At 62.7% G+C, this 23,239-nt stretch carries 23 protein-coding genes; 21 read left to right on the top strand and 2 right to left on the bottom strand.

Features of this window, described 5'->3' with window-relative positions; all coding sequences use genetic code 11:
• The first annotated feature begins 80 nt into the window (after window positions 1-80).
• The 12 genes from NO934_RS10375 to NO934_RS10320 all read left to right on the top strand — a co-directional run bounded on the left by NO934_RS10375 (window position 81) and on the right by NO934_RS10320 (window position 12,834).
• A complete protein-coding gene (locus NO934_RS10375; RefSeq protein WP_309159889.1) occupies window positions 81-1,577 on the top strand; it encodes a sugar ABC transporter ATP-binding protein in 1,497 nt (498 codons plus the stop codon).
• Window positions 1,574-2,518: an ABC transporter permease gene (locus NO934_RS10370; protein ID WP_309159888.1), complete on the top strand. Its 945-nt coding sequence runs from the start codon at window positions 1,574-1,576 to the stop codon at window positions 2,516-2,518. The genes NO934_RS10375 and NO934_RS10370 overlap by 4 nt, the downstream gene beginning before the upstream one ends.
• A 1-nt stretch (window position 2,519) precedes the next feature.
• Window positions 2,520-3,488, top strand: coding sequence for an ABC transporter permease (locus tag NO934_RS10365; protein WP_309159887.1), 969 nt, complete (start codon window positions 2,520-2,522; stop codon window positions 3,486-3,488).
• A gap of 4 nt (window positions 3,489-3,492) precedes the next feature.
• Window positions 3,493-4,527: a LacI family DNA-binding transcriptional regulator gene (locus NO934_RS10360; RefSeq protein WP_309159886.1), complete on the top strand. Its 1,035-nt coding sequence runs from the start codon at window positions 3,493-3,495 to the stop codon at window positions 4,525-4,527.
• 15 nt (window positions 4,528-4,542) lie between these two features.
• Window positions 4,543-5,595 (top strand): sugar phosphate isomerase/epimerase, encoded by a 1,053-nt coding sequence (locus tag NO934_RS10355; RefSeq protein ID WP_309159885.1) that lies wholly within the window; start codon window positions 4,543-4,545, stop codon window positions 5,593-5,595.
• 14 nt (window positions 5,596-5,609) lie between these two features.
• Window positions 5,610-6,764 carry a Gfo/Idh/MocA family oxidoreductase gene (locus NO934_RS10350; protein ID WP_309159884.1) on the top strand — a complete coding sequence of 385 codons (1,155 nt, stop codon included), beginning with the start codon at window positions 5,610-5,612 and terminating at the stop codon, window positions 6,762-6,764.
• Window positions 6,765-7,125: 361 nt separating this feature from the next.
• Window positions 7,126-7,995, top strand: a complete 870-nt coding sequence (locus tag NO934_RS10345; RefSeq protein WP_309159883.1) for a sugar phosphate isomerase/epimerase — start codon at window positions 7,126-7,128, stop codon at window positions 7,993-7,995.
• Between the two features lie 181 nt (window positions 7,996-8,176).
• Window positions 8,177-9,868: a GMC family oxidoreductase gene (locus NO934_RS10340; protein WP_309159882.1), complete on the top strand. Its 1,692-nt coding sequence runs from the start codon at window positions 8,177-8,179 to the stop codon at window positions 9,866-9,868.
• Window positions 9,868-10,452, top strand: coding sequence for a gluconate 2-dehydrogenase subunit 3 family protein (locus tag NO934_RS10335; RefSeq protein ID WP_309159881.1), 585 nt, complete (start codon window positions 9,868-9,870; stop codon window positions 10,450-10,452). The genes NO934_RS10340 and NO934_RS10335 overlap by 1 nt, the downstream gene beginning before the upstream one ends.
• Window positions 10,453-10,582: 130 nt before the next feature.
• Window positions 10,583-11,083 carry a flavin reductase family protein gene (locus NO934_RS10330; RefSeq protein ID WP_309159880.1) on the top strand — a complete coding sequence of 167 codons (501 nt, stop codon included), beginning with the start codon at window positions 10,583-10,585 and terminating at the stop codon, window positions 11,081-11,083.
• Window positions 11,084-11,113: 30 nt separating this feature from the next.
• Window positions 11,114-11,866, top strand: coding sequence for a DUF1080 domain-containing protein (locus tag NO934_RS10325; protein ID WP_309159879.1), 753 nt, complete (start codon window positions 11,114-11,116; stop codon window positions 11,864-11,866).
• 71 nt (window positions 11,867-11,937) lie between these two features.
• Window positions 11,938-12,834 carry a TIM barrel protein gene (locus tag NO934_RS10320; RefSeq protein ID WP_309159878.1) on the top strand — a complete coding sequence of 299 codons (897 nt, stop codon included), beginning with the start codon at window positions 11,938-11,940 and terminating at the stop codon, window positions 12,832-12,834.
• 27 nt (window positions 12,835-12,861) lie between these two features.
• Here the strand turns inward: NO934_RS10320 and NO934_RS10315 are convergent, their stop codons facing one another.
• Complete coding sequence (locus tag NO934_RS10315; RefSeq protein WP_309159877.1) at window positions 12,862-13,392, bottom strand: AAA family ATPase; 531 nt, start codon at window positions 13,390-13,392, stop codon at window positions 12,862-12,864.
• A 432-nt stretch (window positions 13,393-13,824) separates the two neighbouring features.
• On the opposite strand from NO934_RS10315, the gene NO934_RS10310 reads away from it, so the two are divergent.
• From NO934_RS10310 to fdxA, 3 genes are all read left to right on the top strand, one after another.
• A complete protein-coding gene (locus tag NO934_RS10310; protein ID WP_309159876.1) occupies window positions 13,825-16,779 on the top strand; it encodes a helicase-related protein in 2,955 nt (984 codons plus the stop codon).
• Between the two features lie 327 nt (window positions 16,780-17,106).
• Window positions 17,107-17,403 (top strand): RNA-binding S4 domain-containing protein, encoded by a 297-nt coding sequence (locus NO934_RS10305; protein ID WP_309159875.1) that lies wholly within the window; start codon window positions 17,107-17,109, stop codon window positions 17,401-17,403.
• Between the two features lie 114 nt (window positions 17,404-17,517).
• Entirely contained in the window at window positions 17,518-17,856 is a 339-nt protein-coding gene (gene fdxA, locus NO934_RS10300) for a ferredoxin FdxA (RefSeq protein ID WP_309159874.1), read from the top strand.
• A gap of 37 nt (window positions 17,857-17,893) precedes the next feature.
• Here the strand turns inward: fdxA and NO934_RS10295 are convergent, their stop codons facing one another.
• Window positions 17,894-18,805, bottom strand: coding sequence for a helix-turn-helix domain-containing protein (locus NO934_RS10295; RefSeq protein WP_309159873.1), 912 nt, complete (start codon window positions 18,803-18,805; stop codon window positions 17,894-17,896).
• 166 nt (window positions 18,806-18,971) lie between these two features.
• Between NO934_RS10295 and NO934_RS10290 the strand changes: the two genes are divergently transcribed.
• The 6 genes from NO934_RS10290 (at window position 18,972) to NO934_RS10265 (ending at window position 23,238) form a co-directional block, all read left to right on the top strand.
• Window positions 18,972-20,132, top strand: a complete 1,161-nt coding sequence (locus NO934_RS10290; RefSeq protein ID WP_309159872.1) for an amine dehydrogenase large subunit — start codon at window positions 18,972-18,974, stop codon at window positions 20,130-20,132.
• Window positions 20,129-20,653 carry a MauE/DoxX family redox-associated membrane protein gene (locus NO934_RS10285; RefSeq protein WP_309159871.1) on the top strand — a complete coding sequence of 175 codons (525 nt, stop codon included), beginning with the start codon at window positions 20,129-20,131 and terminating at the stop codon, window positions 20,651-20,653. The genes NO934_RS10290 and NO934_RS10285 overlap by 4 nt, the downstream gene beginning before the upstream one ends.
• A gap of 30 nt (window positions 20,654-20,683) precedes the next feature.
• Entirely contained in the window at window positions 20,684-21,280 is a 597-nt protein-coding gene (gene mauD / locus NO934_RS10280) for a methylamine dehydrogenase accessory protein MauD (RefSeq protein WP_309159870.1), read from the top strand.
• A 20-nt stretch (window positions 21,281-21,300) separates the two neighbouring features.
• Window positions 21,301-21,852, top strand: a complete 552-nt coding sequence (locus NO934_RS10275) for a methylamine dehydrogenase light chain (RefSeq protein WP_309159869.1) — start codon at window positions 21,301-21,303, stop codon at window positions 21,850-21,852.
• Complete coding sequence (locus NO934_RS10270; RefSeq protein WP_309159868.1) at window positions 21,849-22,298, top strand: cytochrome c; 450 nt, start codon at window positions 21,849-21,851, stop codon at window positions 22,296-22,298. The genes NO934_RS10275 and NO934_RS10270 overlap by 4 nt, the downstream gene beginning before the upstream one ends.
• A gap of 379 nt (window positions 22,299-22,677) precedes the next feature.
• Window positions 22,678-23,238 carry a CarD family transcriptional regulator gene (locus NO934_RS10265; protein ID WP_309159867.1) on the top strand — a complete coding sequence of 187 codons (561 nt, stop codon included), beginning with the start codon at window positions 22,678-22,680 and terminating at the stop codon, window positions 23,236-23,238.
• Window position 23,239: the final 1 nt, after the last annotated feature.

Below are 23,239 nucleotides of genomic sequence, written 5' to 3'. Positions count from 1 at the left end.
GGGCGCCCCCTTGGGTTGGCCCGGATGGTCCAATAAGAATACTCGAGATCGGCGCCTCCGGCAGCCGACGAGGAGGACAGATGTCTGTTGCGCTTCAAGCCAAGGACGTGGTCAAGCATTTCGGCGCCGTCAAGGCGCTGGTCGATGGACAGCTTTCCGTGGAGGAAGGCGAAATCCATGCGCTCATGGGAGCCAATGGCTGCGGCAAGAGCACGCTGTGCAAGATCATCGCCGGCGCGGTGTCGCCAACCTCGGGCGAGATCGTCTTTGAAGGCCAGCGGGCCGATTTCTCCAGCCCCCGCGCCGCCGAACATGCCGGTATCGCGCTTTTCTATCAGGAACTGAGCCTCATTCCGCAATTGAGCGTCGCTGACAATATCTTCCTCGGCCATGAGCCCGAAAAGGGCGCCTTTGTCGACCGCAAGGCGCTCCGTGAAAAATCGGCCGAACTCATCGCGCTTTTCAACGGTGTCGCCGGCACGGGGTTGGACCCCGACGTCATCGTTGCCGACCTGCCGCCCGATCAGCGTCAGATCGTTGAGATTCTCAAGGTCTTCGCCAAGAACCCGCGCCTGATGATCATGGACGAGGCGACCGCCGCCCTCGATGGCCGTCAGTCGGAGCGCTTTTTCGACATCCTGCGCCAAAAAAAGGCGCAAGGGGTCTCCACCATCATGATCTCGCACCGGCTCGATGAAGTCTTCGCCGTTTGTGACCGCATCACCGTCATGCGCAATGGCGCAACCATCACCTCAGTCGATACCGCCGCCACGACCCGCGAAGAGGTGGTTCACAACATGGTCGGCGATGTCACCGCCCCCGTCCGCCGCGACCGCTCCGCCGAGCCCGCTGGCGAAGTGACCCTCGAAGTCCGCAACCTGAGAAACTTCCGCGTTTCCAACGTGTCCCTCAAGGCCCATCGCGGCGAGATCCTCGGCCTTGCCGGCCTGCAGGGCCAGGGTCAGTCGGCGCTGCTCCAGGGCCTGTTCGGCGCCCGGCCCTTTACGGAGGGCGAACTGCGATTCGAAGGCCGCGCGCTTTCGATCAAACGCCCTGGCCAGGCCGTCCGCGAAGGCTTTGCCTATGTTTCGGGCGATCGCGCCCGCGACGCGGCCCTGGGGGGACGCTCGATCTTTGAAAACCTCGTCAGCGCGTTGACCGTCCGCGAGCGATTGAAGATCGTCAACCCAGGAGCCCTCAAGCCTCGGGTCGAGGAGGTTTCAAAGGGTTTGAAGACCAAATTTTCTCATCTCGATGCGCCGATCGGCACGCTTTCGGGCGGCAATCAGCAAAAGATCTTCATCTCCCGCTGGCTGGCGACCAAACCCAAGCTGCTGCTGCTCGACGACCCCACCAAGGGTATCGATCTTGGCGCCAAGTCGGATCTTTTCGCCTTGATGCGGCAATTGGCCGATGGCGGCGCGACCATTCTTTTCTATTCGTCGGAAGATTCGGAAATCCTCGACTATGCCGACCGCGTCATCGTCTTCAATGGCGGTGAAATCTCGGCCGAACTCATGGGCGATGCCATCAATCCGGTCAATCTGGCCCGCGCCGCTTTCGGGGAGGCTGCATGAACGCGCTGGGATTTGTAAGGAGCCGCCCCTGGCTCATCACCGTTCTCGTTCTGGTGCTGCTGGTTGCGATCAATATCGCGCTGCAGCCCTCGTTCACCAATCCCGGCGTGTTGCGCTCGAATCTCGCCACCTTCCTGCCCCTGGTGCTGGTTGCCATCGGGCAGACCTACGTGATCCTGGCCGGTGACATCGACCTTTCGGTCGGCTCCATCGTGGCGCTGGCCAATGTGGTGACCGTCACCGTGATCGCCGCCATGGGTGGCACCGACCTCGCTATCTGGATCGGCATGGCCAGCGGCGTGGGTGTGGGCCTGGCCTGTGGCCTCGTCAATGGCCTCTTGATCTCTGGCCTGCGCTTCCAGCCGATCGTCACGACCTTCGCCACCGGCATTCTGTTCGCCGCCCTCGCCCTGTGGGTGCTTCCCCAGGCTGGCCTTCCCGTGCCACAGAACTATTGGCGCACCTATGGCGAGAGCTTTTTCGGTGTTCCGCTGGTTGCCTGGGTCCTGATCTTCGGCGTCGTCTTTACCCTGGTGGTCTCGCGCACCGTGTTCCACAGCCACCTTCTGGCGGCCGGCGGCAATCGTACAGGGGCCTTCCAGTCCGGGCTTCGTCTGGGCAGCATTCGCATCGTCTCGTTCATGATCGCGGGGTTCTTTTCGGCCCTTGCCGCTCTATGCCTTACCGGCGAAACCGCTTCGGGCGATCCGCTCCTGGGCCAGACATTGGCGCTCTCTTCGATTTCGGCGGTAGTGTTGGGCGGCACGGCGCTGGCCGGCGGCTTCGGTGGTGCCTTCGGCTCGATCATCGGCGCTCTGGTGCTGGGCATGATCGGCAATGTGATCTTCTTTGCCGGCCTGCCTTTCGAATATCAAACGCTCGTCCAGGGCATCATCGTTCTTCTCGCCCTTGCCGGCGGCGTATTCGTAACGAGGCGGTAACATGGCCAATCCAACGTCCCGCATCACATCGATCCTCACCGATCCGCTTACCCTGGCGATCGGCGCCTCCATCGCCCTGCTGCTGATCGGCGAACTGGTTTCCCCCGGTTTCGCGCAGGGCCAGCAGATCGTGCGCCTTCTGACGGTCGCCGCCATCCTGGGCATCGTCGCGGCCGGGCAGAACCTCGTGATCCTCGGTGGCCGCGAGGGCATCGATCTTTCCGTCGGCGCCATGATCTCCTTGGGCGCCGTTCTCGCCGGCAACATGATGAACGGCCAGAACGAAATGATCCCGCTTGCCATCCTGGTTGCGGCGGGTGTTCCGTTCCTGATTGGCCTCGTCAACGGTCTCGGCGTCACCTTCGTGCGCATTCCACCCCTGGTGATGACCCTGGGCATGACTGCCGTGATCCAGGGTGGCCTTGTGGTCTATTCCCAGGGCGTGCCCTCGGGTCAGGCCGCGCCCATGCTCTCGGCTTTCATCAACCGGCCGTTCCTGTTCGGCATTCCCGGCATCCTTTTCGTTTGGGTGCTGATTGCCATCGCCATGTGGTTCCTGCTGCGCCGCACCGCCTTCGGCTATGCGGTCTACGCCATGGGTTCCAACGAACGCGCCGCCACCCTCAACGGTATTCCCGTGCGCTTCGTGCGGGTGATGATTTTCGGGCTCTCGGGTCTCTTCGCCGGCCTCGCCGGGCTCTGCGTCATCGGTTATACCGGCTCGTCCTTCATTTCGGTGGGCGACCAGTATGTCCTGCCCACGGTGATCGCCGTAGTGATCGGCGGCACTTCGCTCGCCGGCGGTATCGGCGGCTACTGGGGCACAATGGCCGGCGCTGTGGCGCTCACCATTCTCCAGAGCGTCCTCATCACGCTCAACATGGACGTGTGGATGCGTCAGGTGATCTTCGGTCTTACACTGCTCGCACTGATGTTGCTCTACGGGCGCCAGAAACAACTTCGCGTCTAAACCTATGCAGGCCAAAAAGAGCATTCACGAAATCGCCAGCATCGCGGGGGTATCCGCCGCGACGGTGTCGCGCGCCCTGCACAATCCCTCGATGGTCAAAAAAGAAACCCTCGAGCGCGTGCTCAAGATCGTCGAGCAGACCAATTTCGTGTCCAATGCCCAGGCGCGCTCGTTCCGCCAGCAGACGACGAGAACCGTCGTGCTCCTGGTGCGCGATATCTCCAACCCGTTCTATCTCGAGATCTTCAAGGGGGTGGAGGAAGCGGCTTCCGACGCCGGTTACAAGGTACTGATGGCCGATGCGCGCAACGACGAAGCGCGGGTCAAATCCTATATCGACCTCGTGCGCCAGCGGCAGGCCGATGGGGTGATCGTCATGTTGGGCAGCCTGCCCTTCGACGTCGCCGCCCATATCGACCGCTCCACCCCCATCGTCGTTGCGTCCGAAGCCCTGCCCGATGTCGATCTGCCCACTGTACGCATTGACAACGTCGCGGCGGCCCGCGAGGCGGTGCAGTATCTGATCGCCCAGGGCCATCGCTCCATCGCCCATATCGGCGGCCTGCCCGCCGACTATCTGGGCCAGGAGCGGCGCAAGGGCTATGAACTCGCGCTGGCCGACGCCGGCATCGCGATCGATCCCGAGCTTATCGTTTCGGGCGATTTCTCCATCACCGCCGGCCGCGAGGCGGCAAGCCGCCTGCTCGACCGCGGCGCGCGTTTTACCGCCATTTTTGCTTCGAGCGACCAGATGGCCATCGGGGCAATCGGCGCGCTGCGCCAGCAGGGCTTTTCGGTTCCCGCCGACATTTCCGTCATCGGCTTCGACGACATCATCCTTGCCGAAGCCTTCGAGCCGCCGCTGACCACTGTACGTCAGCCCCGGCTGGAGATGGGCCGCAAGGCGATGCAACTGATGATCGGACGGCTCGAGCACCAGGACCTGCCGTCCGTACACGAATTCAAAACGCGCCTTGTCGTGCGTGCTTCGGTCGCCGCCCCCCGCGGAGCGATCATCGAGCAGCGGCTGGGCGCCTAAAAGGAGGCAAATTCGATGAAGACACTCAAAGGACCGGCGATTTTTCTTGCACAATTCGCCGGTGAGCAAGCCCCGTTCGATACGCTCGACAACATCACGAAATGGGCTGCCGGCCTGGGCTACAAGGGCGTGCAGGTGCCGACCTTGGGCAATTTCATCGATCTCGAAAAGGCGGCGTCATCCAAGGATTATTGCGACGAGATCAAGGGCATCGCCGCCGCCAATGGCGTCGAGATCACCGAGCTTTCGACCCACCTCCAGGGCCAGCTCGTCGCCGTCCATCCCGCCTACGACACCCTGTTCGACGGCTTTGCGGCCCCCGAAGTGCGCGGCAATCCCAAGGCGCGGCAGGAATGGGCGGTCAATCAGTTGATGCTCTCTGCCAAGGCCTCGCGCAATCTGGGCTTGACCGAGCACGCCACGTTCTCGGGCGCGCTGGCCTGGCCCTATGTCTATCCCTGGCCGCAGCGCCCGGCCGGGCTGGTCGAGGAAGCCTTCGACGAACTGGCGCGCCGCTGGACCCCGATCCTCGATGCATTCGAAGAGGCCGGCGTTGATCTCTGCTACGAGATCCACCCGGGCGAGGACCTCCATGACGGGATCAGCTATGAGATGTTCCTTGAGCGCGTGAACAACCACGCCCGCGCCAATCTGCTCTACGATCCGAGCCACTTCGTCCTGCAGCAGCTCGATTATCTCGACTATATCGACATCTATCACGAGCGGATCAGGATGTTCCACGTCAAGGACGCCGAGTTCAACCCGACCGGGCGGCAGGGCGTTTATGGCGGGTATCAGGGCTGGGTCGAACGTGCCGGGCGCTTCCGGTCCCTGGGCGACGGACAGGTCGATTTCGCCGCGATCTTTTCCAAGCTCGCCGCCTATGATTTCGCCGGCTGGGCCGTGCTCGAATGGGAGTGTGCGCTCAAGCACCCCGAGGACGGAGCGCGTGAAGGCGCCGAGTTCATCAAGAACCACATCATCCGCGTCACCGAAAAGGCCTTTGACGATTTCGCCGGCGCCGGAACCGACACGGCGGCCAACCGCAAGATGCTCGGCATCGACTAAAGGGAGAGAGGACAATGGCAGAGAACGGAAAACGTCCCATTCGCTTGGGCATGGTCGGCGGCGGCAAGGGCGCCTTCATCGGTTACGTCCACCGCATCGCGTCCCGGCTCGATGGTGATTACCAGCTCGTCGCCGGCGCCCTCTCTTCCCGCGCCGAAGTCGCAAGGCAATCGGGCAAGGATCTCGGCCTGGCCGAAGACCGCATCTATACCGATTTCGCCGCAATGGCCCGCGCCGAAGCGGCACGCGAGGACGGCATCGAGGCGGTGGCGATCGTCACGCCCAATCACATGCATTTCGCCCCCGCCAAGGCTTTTCTCGAAGCGGGCATCCATGTGATCTGCGACAAGCCTTTGACCGCTTCGATCGACGACGCCTATGCGCTGCAAAAGATCGAGCCGAAAAACGGCGCCAAATTCCTTCTCACCCACAACTACACCGGCTACCCGCTGATCCGGCAGGCGCGCGAGCTCGTCCGCTCCGGCGCCTTGGGCAAGATACGCGTCGTCCAGGCCGAATACCCCCAGGATTGGCTGGCCGAGCCGGTGGAAAAATCGGGCAATGCGCCAGGGGCCGAATGGCGCACCGATCCGGCCCGCTCCGGCGCCGGCGGCGCCATCGGCGATATCGGCACCCATGCCTACAACCTGCTGCGCTACGTCACCGGCCTCAAGACGGCGGCGGTTTCCGCCGATCTCGACCATTTCGTCGAAGGTCGCCAGCTCGACGATAATGTCAATATCATGCTTCGCTTCGAAGGCGGGGCCAAAGGCATGCTCTGGGCCAGCCAGGTGGCCGTCGGCTGCGAGAACGGGCTCCAGCTTCGGGTCTATGGCGAAAAGGCCGGCCTCGAATGGCGGCAGGATAACCCCAATTACATGTGGTTCACCGAGTTCGGCAAACCGCGTCAGCTTCTGACCCGCGGCGGCGCCATCAATGGTGCGCCGGCCAGCGCCATGGGCGTTCGCGTCCCGTCGGGTCATCCGGAAGGATATCTTGAGGCCTTTGCCACGCTCTATTCGCAATTCGCCGCCATCATCCGTGGCGAAGGGGATGAGTTCGAAGGCCTGCTGCCCACGCTCGATGATGGCGTCGAAGGCATGGAGTTCATCATGGCCGCCGTCGAATCGAGCCGCAACGACAGCCGCTGGACCCCGCTGGGTCGCTAGCGGCACGCTTGTTGTAGCCGGCAGCCGCGACAGGCCGCAACCGACACGGGCAAGGGGCTCCGATCCCTTGCCGGCGCCCCACCCAAGGGCGTCCAGAACGAAAGCCGAAAAGGCCCTTGAAGCGCCCTTGGGGGAGGTGCGCCTCAAGGGAGCGGGCTTTCCATTTCTTCTGATAACCACATGAAATCATTAAAGTTTTTTCACGCCTTCGCTACTGAAACCGGTTGCAAGAATAGCCCGCCTATGGCTTAATCAAACTTGGGCAGGAGAGATATTCAGAGACAATGTGACCGATCTCCCTGCCCACAGTTGCGGCCGCCTCGATGCTGTTCGGCGGTCATCATCAGGTGAGGAGATTGAAGTGAAAAAGCAGGGTCTTTTGCTGAGCACGGCCATTGCCGGTTTTGTGGTTGCCGCCGGTGCGGCCTCGGTGTCGGCGCAGGACGCCGCCCCGGAGGGCGATGCAGCGCTGCCGATCGCGGTGCAGATGTACACGCTGCGCAATTTCGGTTCCGTCGAAGAACAACTGGCCATTGTCGAAGAGGCCGGCGTTTCGGCCGTCGAACTCGTCGGCACCCATGATATGAGCGCCGAGGACCTCAACGGGCTGCTCGACGCCCACGGGATCGAGGCGGTTTCGGCCCACGTCCAGCTCGATGCGCTGCGCAGCGGCATCGAGGATGTCATCGAATTCAACAAGGCCGTGGGCAATGAGGTGATCACGGTGCCCTATCTGGCCGAAGAGGCCCGCCCGACCGATGCCGAAGGCTGGACCGCTCTTGGCGAAGAGCTCGAAGAATTCGCTGGCCAACTCGAAGCCGAAGGCCTCCAGCTCGCCTATCATAACCACGATTTCGAGATGGAAGAGTTCGATGGGCAGACGGCGCTCGAAGTGATGTTCGATGCCGCGCCAAGCGTTCTCGCTCAGCTCGACGTCGCCTGGATCGACCGCGCCGGCCTCGATGCAGCCGAATATATAGCCAATTTCGATGGCCGGCTGTTCGCCATCCACGCCAAGGACAATGCGCCCGAAGGCGAGGCCGAGGAAGAAGACGGCTGGGCCGCCGTCGGCTCGGGCACGATCGATTGGCAGGCGGTTCTGACCGCCGCCAACGATGCGGGTGCCCAATGGTACATCATCGAGCACGACAACCCGGCAGACGCGTCGGCTACCGTCGATAGCAGCGCACGTTTCCTCGAACAGGAACTGCCCGGCATCCTGGGCGAATAACAGCCTGACGGCCGGGCCGCTGACGCTTTAAACGGCGGCCCGGTGGATTAACGTCCAGGCCAATCCAGCTCCATCCCTTACCACCCGCGAATGGCACCCCCATTCGTGGCAGGAGGAGCTTTGCGCCAAGCGCAGCGGATTGGCCTGTCCTCACGGCCTTTAAATCCATGGAGAACCTCACATGGCCAATGCCAACAATCACTACGATGCCATCGTCGTCGGATCGGGTATCAGCGGCGGCTGGGCCGCCAAGGAGCTGACGGAAAAGGGCTTGAAAGTCCTGCTGCTCGAACGCGGCAAGAATGTCGAGCACGTCACCGACTACACAAGCGCCAACAAGGAAGCCTGGGATTTCCCGCATCGCAATCGCGCCACCCAGGAGATGAAGGAGAAATTCCCCGTTCTCTCGCGCGACTACCTGCTCGATGAGGCGACCCTGGGCATGTGGGCGGACGAACAGGAAAACCCCTATGTGGAGGAAAAGCGCTTCGACTGGTATCGCGGCTATCATGTGGGCGGCCGCTCGCTGATGTGGGGCCGACAATCCTATCGCTGGGCTCCCATCGATTTCGAAGCCAACGCCAAGGACGGTATCGCTGTCGATTGGCCGATCCGTTATGAGGACGTTGCCCCCTGGTACGATTATGTCGAGCGCTTCGCCGGCATTTCGGGCACCCGCAACGGGCTCGACATCCTCCCCGATGGAGAGTTCCTGCCCCCCATCCCGCTCAACTGCGTGGAAGAGGACGTGGCCGCCCGTATCCAGACCGCGTTCAACGGCACGCGGCACCTGATCCACTCGCGCTGCGCCAACATCACTCAGGAGCTCGAAGGCCAGAACCGCACCCGTTGCCAATACCGCAACAAATGCCGGGTCGGCTGCCCGTTCGGCGCCTATTTCTCCACCCAGTCCTCGACGCTCCCCGCCGCCATGGCGACGGGCAATCTCACCCTGCGCCCCTTCTCGATCGTCAAGCAGGTGCTCTATGACCGCGACGCCAAGCGCGCCACCGGCGTCGAGATCATCGATGCGGAAAACAACCAGACCTACGAATACACCGCCGACATCATCTTCCTTAACGCATCCACCCTCAACACCACCTGGATCCTGATGAATTCGGCCACCGATGTGTGGGAAGGCGGCCTGGGCTCGAGCAGTGGCGAGTTGGGCCACAACGTCATGGACCACCATTTCCGCGTCGGCGCCAATGGCGACATCGAGGGCTATGAGGACGTCTATTATCAGGGACGCCGTCCGGCCGGCTTTTATGTCCCCCGCTTCCGCAATGTGGGCGACGATACCCGCGACTATATCCGCGGCTTTGGCTATCAGGGCTCGGCCAGCCGCCAAGGCTGGCAGCGCGAAATCGCCGAACTCAATATCGGCCGCGATTTCAAGGACGAACTGCTCCAGCCCGGCAAGTGGACCATCGGCATGACCGCCTTTGGCGAAATGCTGCCCTATCACGACAATCGGGTCACGCTGGACCACAACACCACCGACAAATGGGGCCTGCCGGTCCTCTCGATGAATGTCGAGATCAAGGACAACGAGCTCAAGATGCGCAAGGACATGGCTGACGACGCCGCCGAGCTGTTCGAGGCGGCTGGGGTCAAGAACGTCACCACCTATGATGCCGACTACGCCCCGGGCATGGGCATCCACGAGATGGGGACCGCCCGCATGGGTCGCGATCCCAAAACCTCGGTGCTCAACGCCCACAACCAGATCTGGGACGCACCCAATGTGTTCGTGACCGACGGGGCGTGCATGACCTCTTCGTCCTGCGTCAATCCCTCTTTGACCTACATGGCCCTGACGGCCCGCGCCGCCGATTTCGCGGTGGAAGAACTGAGGAAAGGAAACCTGTGATGATGAACCGACGCGACCTTTTAAAGCTCATCACCGCCGCAACGGGCATGTCCCTGATCGGTGGCACCATCGTCACCGCCCAGGAACTGTTCGGCCCACAAAGCGACACGGGACGTGCCTTTGGCGAGGCCGGCAGCGCCCTCAGTGACGAGGAGATCGCCTTCCTCAACGAAGTTGCCGAGGTGATCCTGCCCCGAACCGACACGCCCGGCGCCAAGGAGGCCGATGTGGCAACCTTCATGTCGGCCTATGTCGCCGATGTGTATTCGGCTGATGAGCGGGAGACATTCCTCACCGCCGTGCCGGAAATCTCGGCCCGCAGCCAGGATCAGTTCGGCAAGGACTTCCTCGACCTCACCAAAGACGAACGGCTCACGCTGGTTTCCGAACTCGATGAGGAAGCCCGCGCGGCCGCCTCATCCGATGACCCGCACTATTTCACCATGGTCAAGCAACTGACCCTGCTGGGGTTCTTCACATCCGAGGTCGGCGCCACCCAGGCCCTGCGCTATGAGGCAGTGCCCGGCGGCTACGATGGCTGTGCCGTCTATGAAGAGGGCCAGCCGGCCTGGGCCACCGGCTGATTTTCGATCGCCCCGGTACGGGCAAAGGTGTCGGCGGGGCTTTCCCGCTGGCGAGGTCCCGCGGCGGACCGAGGTGCCGCATCCGGTTGCTCCCGACGGATGCGGCACCCATTGGACGGAGGAGGTGCCTATGAACATGCATTTCATGCCGGTCGCCGAAGCCGGCTTCAAATCGGCGATGGCAAATCTTGCCGGCGCCGTCAGCGTGGTGACGACCCTTTCGGGATCGACCCGATTGGGCATGACGGCGAGTTCGGTCACCTCGTTTTCGGCCCAGCCACCCTGCATTGCCGTCAACATCAACATGGCCACCCGCACCGGCCGGGCCATGCGCACCGGCAGTCCACTCTGCGTCAACATTCTCGGCGACCAGCAGGACGAGATCGCCGCGATATTCGCCTGGCGGGCAGACGCCGCCGGTGACCGTTTTTCGGCCGGCCGCTGGCACATGATGAGTTCGGGCGCTCCCGCGCTCGAAGACGCCATCGCCAATATCGACTGCATCGTCGAAGATGTGATCGAACGCCACACCCACGCGATCGTGCTGGCCCGCGTCATCGCCATCGCATCCGGCAGCGAGCGCCGCCCGCTGCTTTACTGGCAACGAGGTTTCCACAGCCTGCAGACCTGACCGATCCACTGGATAATGAGGAGATATTCCATGATCAAACACATCATTTTGTCGGGCGCCGCCCTTTTGAGCACGACCGCCATAGCCCCCACCCAGGAGGCCGAACCCACCGACGGCCAGAAATCGGAAGTGACCGAGATCTGGGAGCCGGTCCCCGGAACCGTCGAAACCCCGGAAGGCGAGCCGCCTTCCGACGCCGTTGTGCTTTTTGACGGCACCAATCTCGACGCCTGGGAATCGGTCGATGGCGGTCCCGCCGAATGGACCGTGGAGGACGGCGCCTTCACCGTCGCCCGGGGTACGGGCGATATCCGCACCACCGAAAGCTTCTGCGACGTGCAATTACATATCGAGTGGCGCTCGCCTGCCGAAACCGAGGGCTATGACAGCCAGGATCGCGGCAACAGCGGCGTGTTCCTCCAGGAACGCTATGAGGTCCAGGTCCTCGACAGCTTCGAGAACCCCACCTACGTCAATGGTCAGGCAGCTTCGGTCTACAAGCAACACATTCCGCTGGTGAACGCCTCGCGCGAGCCTGGCGAATGGCAGAGCTACGATATCATCTTCAAGGCCCCGATCTTTGCCGAGGACGGCTCGCTCCGCAGCCCCGCCTATATCACCGTGCTGCACAATGGCGTCGTGGTGCAGAACCACGTTCAGGTGCAGGGTCCAACTGAGTGGATTGGCTATCCACAATATGAGGCTCACGACTGCGCGCCGATCAGCCTGCAGGACCACGACGCCGATGTGAGCTTCCGCAATATCTGGGTACGCCCGCTCTAACGCCCGGTCCCGGAAGCAGTGCAGCGCCAACCAAAGGCGCTTACCTCGATCCGACAAGGAGGAGCCCCTTTATGAGCTCGATCACCCTCTCCCGCCGCACGCTGCTGCGCGGCGCCGGCGTCGCCGGAGCGCTGGCCGCCGTGGCGGGCAACAGCGCAATGAGCACCGCCATCGCCCAGGAAGCGCCGACCACCCTCAAGGGCAACATCAACCATTCGGTCGCCCGCTGGACCTTCGGCGATCTCTCGGTCGATGAGCTTTGCACATTGGTCAAAGAGATCGGCTTTGCCGCCATCGATCTGGTTGGCCCCGACGACTGGCCGACGCTGCAGCGCCATGGAGTGGATTCCTCCATGTGCAACGGCGCCGAAATCAGCCTCGAGGACGGCTGGGCCGAGCCCGATAACCACGCCGAGCTGATCGAACGCTATCTGCGCTACATCGATCTGGTCGCCGAAGCCGGCTACACCAACCTGATCTGTTTTTCCGGCAATGCCCGCGGCATGGACCCCGAAGATGGGCTTAAGGCCTCCGCCGAAGGCCTCAAGCAGATCATGGGCGCAGCCGAAGAGCGCGGCGTTGTCCTGCACATGGAGCTGCTCAACTCCAAGGTCGATCACCCCGACTATCTCTGCGACAACAGCGCCTGGGGCATCGAACTCTGTGCCCGCATCGGCTCACCCAATTTCAAGCTGCTCTACGACATCTATCACATGCAGATCATGGAGGGCGACGTGATCCGCACATTGACCGACAACATCGATTATTTCGGCCACTTCCACACCGCCGGAAACCCCGGCCGCAACGAGCTCGACGAAACCCAGGAGCTCTTCTACCCCGCCATCTGCCGCGCCATCCTCGACACCGGCTTTACCGGCTATGTGGCCCAGGAATTCATCCCCAGCTCCGATGATCCTGATACCGCCGCCGAAGCCCTGCGCGCTGCGGTGATGACCTGCGACGTCTGACGCAAAGGCCGTACCCGATTTCCTCGGCTACGGCCCCAGCATCTCGATCACATAATCCGCCCGCTCCTCCACCGGCCCCTTGGGAACGATGTGGATGTCGTAGCCAAGCTGCCGGTAATCCATAAGCAGCCGTTCATATTCGGCGATTCCCGCCTCGAGACCGTGCTGGCGCTCGCTGTCCTCGACATAGATTTCCGGCCAGGGCGGAGTGAGAAACACCTGGGGATGATAGCGTTCGGTCCCGATGATCTCGTCCAGCGTGCCGCCGCCCACACTGCCGAGCGCCGAGGCGGCGTCGATCAGGCCGCGGTCGAAAAAGATCGTTCCTTGCTGCCCCGCCATGCGCCCCATGTCCTCGCGCGCCATGGCGACAGCCCGCTCGGCAAAGGCCCGCATATCGACCCAGGGCAAGGCCCGACCTTCGCCTCTCTGTTCCTCGATAACGATCCGCCGACCCGGCTCCTCCACGGTGGCATAGCCCCGTAGCGCCAACGCGCGCAGCAGTGTCGATTTTCCCCCGCCCGAGCAGCCGGAAATCACCACCAGCCGATTTGCCATGCCTCTTTGCCCTGTCCCATTCCGATACGGTCAAAATCTTTTTTGCCAACGCGAACGGTTTTCGCCTCGGCAATTCCGGGCATTCCACCTTTATGGCGCCACTACCGCATTAAAAATTGCTTTCACACTTCGTTAGCATTTGACGCGATTGGGTCGCCTTTAACGAAAATGCAACTAAAGTGAACGGATTCGGCCACCATTTCTGCCTCTGGCGCAGCTCCCGCTATCCCCTTGTGGCGAATCACAAAATCCCACCACTAGATGCTGTAGGGAACAGATCGTGATTCCGATTCGGAACGCGATTCGGTTCGCGTTTGTTCTTTTTTCGTTCGAAACGTTAAAGACGGGGCCGCTCCGGCCATTGCCTTTCCCGTTTCGATACACCACCTTGCGAAGCAAACCATAACCCTGCCCTTGTCCCCAAAAGCGCCGATGACCTCTTTGACCTCACAGGCCGTAAAGGCCGTTCTCGGCCCGACCAATACCGGCAAGACCCATTATGCCATCGAGCGCCTGCTGGCCTATCGCTCCGGCATCATCGGTCTGCCGCTGCGCCTGCTCGCCCGCGAGGTCTATAATCGCGTCGTCATGCGCGCCGGCGTCGAGTCGGTCGCATTGGTCACCGGTGAAGAGCGCATCGTTCCCAAGGCGGCCCGCTATTGGGTCGCCACCGTCGAGGCCATGCCCACGGACATGGCCGCCGATTTCCTCGCGGTCGACGAGATTCAGACCGCTACCGATTTCGATCGCGGCCATGTCTTTACCGATCGCATACTGCATGCCCGCGGCCGCGCCGAAACTATGCTGCTGGGCGCCCAGACCATGGAGCCGGTGATCCGGCGGCTCCTGCCCCATGCCGATATCCAGTTTCGCCCACGCTTTTCCAAGCTGACCTGGGCGGGCAGCAAAAAGCTCTCCCGCCTGCCCCGCCGCTCGGCGGTCGTCGCCTTTTCGGCCTCTGAGGTCTACGCCATTGCCGAGCTGCTGCGCCGCGAGCGTGGCGGGGCGGCAGTGGTGATGGGCGGTCTTTCCCCGCGCACGCGCAACGCCCAGGTCGAGTTGTTCCAGAACGGCGATGTCGATTTTCTCGTCGCCACCGATGCTATCGGCATGGGGCTGAACCTCGACGTCACCCACGTCGCCTTTGCCTCCGATTCCAAATATGACGGCCGCCAGTTCCGCCCCCTGACCCCCGCCGAGATCGGCCAGATCGCCGGCCGTGCCGGCCGCCACATGCGCGACGGCACGTTTGGGGTCACCGGCGGCACCGACGAATTCGACGAGGAAACCATCGAGCGCCTCGAATCCCATGATTTCGAGCCGGTCAAGCAGCTCCAATGGCGCAGCCGCAATCTCGATTTTTCCTCGCTGCAACGGCTGCATTCGAGTCTTGAGGTGATTCCCGAGCACCAAAGCCTCACCCGCGTTCCCGTCGCCACCGACCAGCGGGCGCTCGAATTCCTGTTGCGCCGCGAAGAAGGCGCGCTCGCCACCTCTCCCTCGCGCGTGGAACTGGCCTGGGCCTGCTGTCAAATCCCCGATTACCGCGACATTTCCCCCGCCGCCCATGGCGAGATCGTCGCCCGCATTTTTTCCGGCCTCGCCCTAGCCGGAAGGATAGATGCCGACTGGATTGCCGAGCAGGTCAGGTTCTGCGACAATACGACCGGCGACATCGATACGCTATCCAACCGGATCCGCCAGATCCGGACTTGGACATTCATTTCTAACCGTAGGGACTGGCTGGAAGACCCCGCACACTGGCAGGAGACGACCCGGGCGATCGAGGACGCCCTGTCCGACGCCCTCCATGAAAAGCTGATCGCCCGTTTCGTCGACAGGCGAACCAGTGTGCTGATGCGTCATCTAAGAGACAAGCAGATGGTATCACCCCAAATCACCGAAAATGGCGAACTCACGATCGAAGGCCATGTCATTGGCACGATCGAAGGGTTCCGGTTCACCCTTTCGCGCATCGAGGGCGAAGCCGATTCCAAAAATCTGCGCTCTGCCGCCTCTTCCGTCGTTGCCCCGGAAATCGCCAAGCGCGCCGACCGGCTCGCGGGCGCGCCCAATGAGGAATTCGTTCTGACCACCGACGGCGTCATCCGCTGGCGCGGCGAGGTGGTTGCCGAATTGGCCGAAGGCCCGACGCTTTTTGCCCCCCGCATCATCATCCTGGCCGATGAGAGTTTGACCGGCCCCGATCTCGAAAAGGTCGAGGATCGCCTCTCGCTCTGGCTGCGCCATCACATCAACACCCAGCTCGAACAGATCGTCGCGCTTTTGGAGCCCGCCGAGCTCGAAGGCACCGCGCGCGGCATCGCCTTCCGGCTGGCCGAAAATCTCGGCATCATTCCGCGCGCCGAAATCGCCGAAGAGGTCAAGAGCCTCGACCAGGACACGCGCGGCAAATTGCGCAAGCTCGGCGTCAAATTCGGCGCCCACCACATCTACCTGCCCCTCACGCTCAAGCCCGCCCCGCGCGAGCTCGCGTTGATCCTTTGGGGTTTAAAGCATGGCGGTGTGCGCCAGCCCGGCATTGCCGAATTGCCCCATATTATCCTCTCGGGCCGCACCTCGTTCCCCATCGACAAGAGCTTCGACAAGCGCCTCTACGAAGTCGCGGGCTTCAAGGTGGCCGGCGAGCGCATCGTCCGCGTCGATATTCTCGAGCGCCTGGCCGACATCATCCGCCCGCTGATTGCATATGACGCCAACCGTCCGGTTGATACCCCTCCGCCCGAGGGCGCCGCAGAGGCCAATGGCTTCCGCGTCACCGTCGAGATGACATCGCTGCTTGGCTGTGCCGGCGAGGATTTCGCCTCGATCTTGAAGTCGCTGGGTTACCGCGTCCGCCGCACGCTCAAGGCACCGGCCGCCGAAGTCGCTCCCACCGAGCCTCTGGCCGATCCGGCAGCAGCCGAAGCCATTCTCGAAGGGGCTCCGGCAGAGGCAGCAGCGGAAGCCGCGGCTGTCGAGCCGGTCGCGTCAAGCGAGCCCATTGCCGACGCCGCCCTCGCCGAGGCCGCAGCGGTTGTGGCCAATGCCGAACCCGTACCCGCCTCCATGGAAGCTGCACCCGCCGACCCGGAAGCTGCAACGCCCGCCGAGCCGGAATATGACGAGGTCTGGTTCCCTGCCGGCCGTCGCCCCGAGCGCAACAGCCGGCCCCCGCGCAACAAGCCCGACGCCAATCGCGGCCCACGCCCCGAAGGCCAACAGCGCTTCAAGGGCAAGGGTGGCAAGCCCGGCCATCACAATGGCAAGGGCGGACCGCGCGAGGATCACAACCGCAACGACCGTCCGCGCCCCGAACGCCGCGAAAAGCCGATCGACCCCGATTCGCCTTTCGCCGCCCTCGCCGCGCTCAAGACACGGAAGTGATGCAGCGCTCCGCCACCCTTAAGGTCGCTTTTGGCGCAACGCTTGCTCCAAGAGCCCCCCTCTCCCCTGGTGGGAGAGGGGTCGGGGGTGAGGGGGGCGCAGCCTTTCGACAAGCACCAGCGGCGGAAGGGTATCGTAATCTCCGCGCGCCCCTCATCCGTCCGCTTCGCGGCCTGCCATTCGAGCTCCCGCCTTCGCGGGGGCAGGCGCCGTCTCATGGCCTTTTCGCCTCCGTTCGTGCCACTGGCACGAATGGCCAAAGGACGGCTCGAACTCTCCCACCAGGGGAGAAGGGAAACCGGGGCTCATCAGGCAGTGGAGCGAGCAATGCCCGCTGACCTCCCCACCCGGCAGCGTCTCGACAAATGGCTGTGGCACGCCCGTGTCACCAAAACCCGCACCCTGGCCCAAAAGCTCATCGAGTCCGGTGCGGTGCGGATCAACGGCCAGCGGATTGTCGAGACCGACCAGCGGGTCGGTCCGGGCGACGGTCTCACCATCCAGATCCATAGCCGGTTGCGGGTTCTCAAGATCACCGGCATCGCCGACAGGCGCGGTTCGGCGACCGTCGCCGCGACGCTTTACGAGGATATTTCGCCGACCCTCGAAAAACCGGAATCCTGATCGCAAGCTGCGGCAAATCTTGGCATCCGAACGCCTTGAAAGCCGCCCCAAAAGCGTTTAGCAAGCTTTCGCTTGGCCTAATTCCTCACACTCGCCAGCTTACAGGACTGCCTCATGACCTATGTCGTCACCGACAATTGCATCAAGTGCAAGTACACCGACTGCGTCGAAGTCTGCCCGGTCGACTGTTTCTATGAAGGCGAGAACATGCTGGTCATCCACCCCGATGAGTGCATCGACTGCGGGGTGTGCGAGCCCGAATGCCCGGCCGAAGCCATCAAGCCCGACACCGAGTCCGGTCTCGACAAATGGCTCGAGATCAATGCCAAATACGCTTCGGTCTGGCCCAATCTCACCGAAAAGCGCGACGAGCTGCCCGAAGCCAAGGAAATGGATGGCGTCGAAGGCAAGTTCGAGAAATATTTCTCCGAAGAGCCCGGTGAAGGCGACTGAGCCTCGAGCAAAAATGGGGCCGCTTTTGCCGTTCTGACTACACCATCCGGCAGCGCTGCGCGGTTTCCGATGGCGCTTCCCCGAACTGGGCGGCGTAGTACTGCGAAAACCGTCCCAGATGCCAGAACCCCCAGTTCATGGCGATCTCGGAAACCGTCCGCCGATCTCCTTCTGCCAGTTCGCGCCGCACCCCGTTGAGCCGCCGCTTTCTGATCCATTCGCCTGGACTGATCCCCACCGCCTGCGAAAAGGCCGAGCGCAGATCGCACGGGGCAATGCCGACCGCGTCGGCAATCTGGCGCATCGAAAGCGGTTCACCCGCCTGATCGTCCACGAAGTCGCGAATTCGCCGATAAACGGAAAAAGCCGACTGCGGCACCGCCGGTTCGGTTCCAATGGCCGCGCCCGCCAGGCCGGCCAGCCTGTCGAGCATCAATCCCGACAGCACCGCCTCTTCGAGTGCTCCGGTCGAACCGCGCGCCCCGGCGGCAAGAAGGCTGACCATCCATTGGGTCGTATCGGCCACCTGCTGGCAAGCAGGCACCGTCGCCGCATCATGCCCCACCCGCCGGCCGAGTTGGGTTTCGATCAGGTCTCGCTCCACGCAGATGAGCAGCAGGTCCGACGGACCGGTCCCGCAGGCCAGCGCTTCCCGCCCGCCGCCCGTCACCACCATCTTACCCCCGCCCATGGAGTCGGCATTATAGCGCCAGTCCGCCGAAGGGTTGAGCGTTGCCCCGAACACAACCTGGTCTTTGGGCGCCACTACCTCCTGGAGCACCGGCAGGCCAATGCGCTCGCGGTAGATGGTGATCCCCGCCATCGACAGCGCGTCGATCTCCCCGCAATAGCGCCCCGGGGCGAGCTGCGCATAGCGCTGCTCCCAGCCGACAAGCCCCCCTTCCTGCTCGAAGGCATCGGCATATTCAGCGTGGTGAAAGGTGATCATCGGCAGTGGGCCACAAACTCGATCCGAACCAAGGCTAGCGCCCGGCTCACAAATTAGTCAACCCATATTGATGCGTAAATATTAGGCACGTCTCTCCCTCAAACTGGATAGCGCCGTCCTCGCGCCGCTGCCTAAGCTGGCTCCATTGACTGCAATGGAGACCCCTATGGTGAGGCAACCCCTTTCTTTGGCGCTGGCGCTGGGCACTGTCCTGGCCCTGCCGGCTTTGGCCCAGGACCAGGCCGATACGGAGCCGGTCGCGTCCGAAACGCTGACCGTCAAGGAGACCATCGATCCTGGGCCCAACATCTTTTCCAACGCCCAGCAATGGGGCGGCGCCAGCTCCATTCAGGTGTGGTCTGCCGAAGACCTCACCTACAAGGGCAATATGACCGCCGGCGCCATGGCGCAGATGCTCATCTCGCCCGATGGCACCAAGGCCTATGGCCAGTCCACCTACATGGCCCGCTACACCCATGGCGATATCGAGCAGGTGCTCGAGGTCTATGACGTCGAAACCCTCTCGATCGAAAAGGAAATCCCGCTGCCCGCCAAGGCCGCCATGGTCGCAGCCTATGAGCCTTATCTGGAAATGAGCGCCGATGGTGCACTGGTCTATGTGCTCAACGCCACCCCGGCCACCTCGGTCACCATTGTCGATGTCGAGGCTGGCGAGGTGGTCCAGGAGATCCCGACCCCCGGCTGCTTCGGCATCTATCCGGCCCTTGAAGGCTATAAATTCTCCACCGTCTGCGGCGATGGCAGCATCGCGACCTTCGATCTGGGCGAGGACGGCAGCGAGGCGGAGCGCTCCGCGACCGCGGACATCTTCGACCCCGATGAAAACCCCATCTTCATCGCCGGCAAGCGGGTCGAGGATGCCTTGGCCTTCCTCACCTACAATGGCGACCTCATCACCCTCGATGACAGCGGCGAAGCCGTCGAACTGCTCGACACGGTTTCGATCACCGACGGAGTCGAGGAGGCCTGGGCGCCGGGTGGATACGACCTTTTCACCTACAGCCCCACGGCCGGTGTCCTGTTCGTCACCATGCACTCCGAACCCTATGACGGCTCCCACAAGAACGCGTCCGAGGAAATCTGGGCCTATGATGTCGAAAGGGACGAAGTGCTCTACCGCACCCATGTGGAAGGCGTCATCTCGGTAACCGCAACCGATGCCGAAGCCCCCATGCTCTATGCCGTCAACGAGCACGAAGCCACAATCGAGATGTTCTCGACCGACCCCGAGGCCAAATTCGTCCTCAAGCATGAAGGTTCGGTGGATTCGCGCGGCTGGGCGACAGTGATCGCGGTGGCCCAATGAGCGAGCTCACCTCCCTGCTCGCGGGCACGGCGGGCGCCTTCACCGCTCTGCTCTTTGCCCGCGCCGCCTGGCACAAGCTTTCGGACTTCACCGAGTTCACCGGCTTTGTCGCCGATTACGAGCTGGTGCCCGAACGGCTGGTCCGCCCGGTTTCGGCGGCCATCGTTGCGGCTGAAACCCTGGTGGTCCTCGCCTTTCTGGTTCCCGGCGGCGCCCCGGTCGGCGCCCTTGTCGCGGCGGCGCTGCTGCTGGCCTATGCCGGCGGCATGGCGATCAACCTCAACCGAGGCCGCGACAGGATCGAATGCGGTTGCGGCGGCGCGGCCCAGCCCCTGAGTTGGTCGCTGATCGCCCGCAACGGGGTGCTTGCCCTCTTTGCCGTCACGGCGCTGCTCGCCCCGATCGCCCTCAACCTTGAGGGCGCCATCGCCGCCATCGGAGCCGGGTTCACGCTCTGGCTCGGCTTTGTCGCCGTCGAACAGCTTCTGGCCAACGCTGCGCTTTTCTCGCTCAAGCGCTGAGCACGGCCAAGACACATTGGATGAATTGAAATGAACGCATTGATATTTGCCGTTGGCGTGCTCTGGGTGGTGGTTCTCGCCCTGATCGTCGTCATCTTCGCCCTGGCCCGCCAGATCGGCGTCCTGTTCGAGCGCGTCTCGCCCATGGGCGCCCTGGTCAACGACGCCGGCCCCAAGATCGGTGACAGAACGCCGGTCTATACCCTGCCCAACCTCAATGGCGGCGTGGTCTCGATCGGCCCCAAGCCCTCGCGCTCCACCCTGGTCTTTTTCCTCTCGCCCACCTGCCCGGTGTGCAAGAAGCTCCTGCCCATCCTGCGCTCGGTCAAATCCGATGAAAGCAAATGGCTCGACGTGGTGCTGGCCAGCGATGGCGAGGTTGAAAAGCACAAGCGCTTTATCGAAACCGCCAATCTCTCGGGCTTCCCCTATGTGGTTTCGACCGAGCTGGGCCTTGCCTACCGCGTTTCGCGCTTGCCCTTCGCGGTGCTTTATGACGAGCACGGCACCATCAAGGCCAAAGGCCTCATCAACAATCGCGAGCAACTCGAGAGCCTGTTCAACGCCGCAGAAATGGGCGTGGGCTCGATCCAGAACTATCTCGACGCCCCCATCCCCGCCAACTGATCGCAAGGGAGCACAATAAAATGAACGGTTTGATCGACTCTCTTCTGGCCTGGATGGACCGGCGCGCCGAAAATTCGGCCCGCTCCGTCGCCCAGCACACGGGCCGCCGCAACTTCCTCACCAGGGCCGGCGCGTCCATCGTCGGCGGCGTCGTGGGCGCCACCATGCTGCCCATGCTGCCCTATGACCGCAATTTCGGCATGGCCTTCGGCCAGGAAGGCGCCTCTCCCGACGGCGACCAGACCCAGTGCGATTACTGGCGCTACTGCGCGCTCGACGGCAATCTCTGCAATGATTGCGGCGGCTCGATCACCCAGTGCCCGCCGGGCTCGGAAGCCTCCTCGGTCGCCTGGGTCGGCACCTGCACCAACCCCAACGATGGCCGCGACTATCTCGTCTCCTACAATGATTGCTGTGGCAAGGCGTCCTGTGAGGGCTCGTTCTGCTTCACATCCGAAGGCGAACGGCCCGGCTATCGCATGGGACTCTATAACGACATCAACTGGTGCATGGCCAACGCCTCCAAGGGTTACCACTGCACGGTCGCTGTCGTGGTGGGGCTTGCCGAGTGAGGCTTTGGCTCATTTCGATCCTGGTCCCGGCGCTGCTCCTTGCGGCGCCGGTATCGGCCCAGGAGCGCAGCGCCCACGCCAATTACATCCTGCGCTGCGCCGGCTGCCACGGCATGACCGGAGCGGGCGCGCCCGATGCCGGCATTCCCGACTTCATCGGCCTGGTCGGCGCCTTTGCGGGTCTCGATGAGGGCCGCACCTATCTCATGCACGTCCCTGGCGTGGTGGGATCGGGACTTTCGGACGCCGAAATCGCCGCCGTCAGCAATTACGTCATCGAAACCTGGGCCGGAGAGTCCCTGCCCGCCGATTGGCAGCCCTTCACCGAGGCCGAAGTGACCGAACGCCGGGCCATCGACATCCCCGACGTCGTCGCCAAGCGCCGCGAAGTCGTGGCCGTTCTCGACGCCATGGGCATCGAAACCGCCGCCTATCCCTGGCCGTGATCAAATCACCTGTGACAGGTTTCGGGCGGTCAACAGCGCCCAACCTTGAAAAACGCCCAACCTATAACCATATCGTCATTGCGTCTCCGCGAGCGCCGCAATAGGGCCCCGGAGCGGTTGATTCGTAACTTTTGATTTTGTCATCAAACTGTGGTATTGTTTCCACAACCAGTCGTATCGGCCTCACGCTAACCCGGTGCCCGCGAAGGGCACTTTTTTGTGACACAGCTTCCAAGCCAGCAAAACTGACCGGAAATATTGGCCCGGGCTGTGGGGCAATATGACTGACAAATGGCCGTTCGCGGCCATCCGAGAAGGTGACGAGACGCGTCTGCCGAAAATGAATGCGTCCGTCATGGCGTCAACAGGAGTAGCCAATATGGCAACCAAAAAGACCACGCAGCGTGCGGGCTTCAAGACCGGCGAGTATATTGTGTATCCCTCGCACGGTGTTGGCCTGATTCAGTCCATCGAGGAGCAGGAGGTCGCAGGCCTCACCCTTGAACTGTTCGTTATTGCCTTCGAGCAAGACAAACTGACGCTTCGCGTGCCTGTCGCCAAGATCAAATCCGTCGGCATGCGCAAGCTCGCCGAGCCCGAGGAAGTGGGCAAGGCTCTCGATACCGTCACCGGTCGTGCCCGCGTCAAGCGCACCATGTGGAGCCGGCGCGCCCAGGAATACGAGGCCAAGATCAATTCGGGCGATCTGATCGCCATTTCCGAAGTGGTCCGCGATCTCTACCGCTCCGAGGATCAGCCCGAGCAGTCCTATTCCGAACGCCAGCTCTTCGAGCAGGCCATGGACCGCATGAGCCGCGAGATCGCCGCCGTGAACAAGCTGACCCTCACCGAAGCGGTCAAGCTCATCACTAAGAACCTCTCCAAGAGCCCGCGCCGCGGCAAGGCCGACGCGGCCGATCCCGAGGAAGCTGCCGCCTGAT

The sequence above is a fragment of the Pelagibacterium sp. H642 genome, assembly GCF_031202855.1.
Taxonomy (GTDB): domain Bacteria; phylum Pseudomonadota; class Alphaproteobacteria; order Rhizobiales; family Devosiaceae; genus Pelagibacterium.
Note: the sequence above shows the minus strand (reverse complement) of the source record. Positions and strands in the feature narration are given on the sequence as shown.

Excerpts from the sequence above, each read along its gene's own strand:
- NO934_RS10375 (WP_309159889.1), top strand. The coding sequence starts at position 81 with ATGTCTGTTGCGCTTCAAGCCAAGGACGTGGTCAAGCATTTCGGCGCC.
- NO934_RS10370 (WP_309159888.1), top strand. The coding sequence starts at position 1,574 with ATGAACGCGCTGGGATTTGTAAGGAGCCGCCCCTGGCTCATCACCGTT.
- NO934_RS10365 (WP_309159887.1), top strand. The coding sequence starts at position 2,520 with ATGGCCAATCCAACGTCCCGCATCACATCGATCCTCACCGATCCGCTT.
- NO934_RS10360 (WP_309159886.1), top strand. The coding sequence starts at position 3,493 with ATGCAGGCCAAAAAGAGCATTCACGAAATCGCCAGCATCGCGGGGGTA.
- NO934_RS10355 (WP_309159885.1), top strand. The coding sequence starts at position 4,543 with ATGAAGACACTCAAAGGACCGGCGATTTTTCTTGCACAATTCGCCGGT.
- NO934_RS10350 (WP_309159884.1), top strand. The coding sequence starts at position 5,610 with ATGGCAGAGAACGGAAAACGTCCCATTCGCTTGGGCATGGTCGGCGGC.
- NO934_RS10340 (WP_309159882.1), top strand. The coding sequence starts at position 8,177 with ATGGCCAATGCCAACAATCACTACGATGCCATCGTCGTCGGATCGGGT.
- NO934_RS10335 (WP_309159881.1), top strand. The coding sequence starts at position 9,868 with ATGATGAACCGACGCGACCTTTTAAAGCTCATCACCGCCGCAACGGGC.
- NO934_RS10330 (WP_309159880.1), top strand. The coding sequence starts at position 10,583 with ATGAACATGCATTTCATGCCGGTCGCCGAAGCCGGCTTCAAATCGGCG.
- NO934_RS10325 (WP_309159879.1), top strand. The coding sequence starts at position 11,114 with ATGATCAAACACATCATTTTGTCGGGCGCCGCCCTTTTGAGCACGACC.
- NO934_RS10320 (WP_309159878.1), top strand. The coding sequence starts at position 11,938 with ATGAGCTCGATCACCCTCTCCCGCCGCACGCTGCTGCGCGGCGCCGGC.
- NO934_RS10315 (WP_309159877.1), bottom strand. The coding sequence starts at position 13,392 with ATGGCAAATCGGCTGGTGGTGATTTCCGGCTGCTCGGGCGGGGGAAAA.
- NO934_RS10310 (WP_309159876.1), top strand. The coding sequence starts at position 13,825 with ATGACCTCTTTGACCTCACAGGCCGTAAAGGCCGTTCTCGGCCCGACC.
- NO934_RS10305 (WP_309159875.1), top strand. The coding sequence starts at position 17,107 with ATGCCCGCTGACCTCCCCACCCGGCAGCGTCTCGACAAATGGCTGTGG.
- fdxA (WP_309159874.1), top strand. The coding sequence starts at position 17,518 with ATGACCTATGTCGTCACCGACAATTGCATCAAGTGCAAGTACACCGAC.
- NO934_RS10295 (WP_309159873.1), bottom strand. The coding sequence starts at position 18,805 with ATGATCACCTTTCACCACGCTGAATATGCCGATGCCTTCGAGCAGGAA.
- NO934_RS10290 (WP_309159872.1), top strand. The coding sequence starts at position 18,972 with ATGGTGAGGCAACCCCTTTCTTTGGCGCTGGCGCTGGGCACTGTCCTG.
- NO934_RS10285 (WP_309159871.1), top strand. The coding sequence starts at position 20,129 with ATGAGCGAGCTCACCTCCCTGCTCGCGGGCACGGCGGGCGCCTTCACC.
- mauD (WP_309159870.1), top strand. The coding sequence starts at position 20,684 with ATGAACGCATTGATATTTGCCGTTGGCGTGCTCTGGGTGGTGGTTCTC.
- NO934_RS10275 (WP_309159869.1), top strand. The coding sequence starts at position 21,301 with ATGAACGGTTTGATCGACTCTCTTCTGGCCTGGATGGACCGGCGCGCC.
- NO934_RS10265 (WP_309159867.1), top strand. The coding sequence starts at position 22,678 with ATGGCAACCAAAAAGACCACGCAGCGTGCGGGCTTCAAGACCGGCGAG.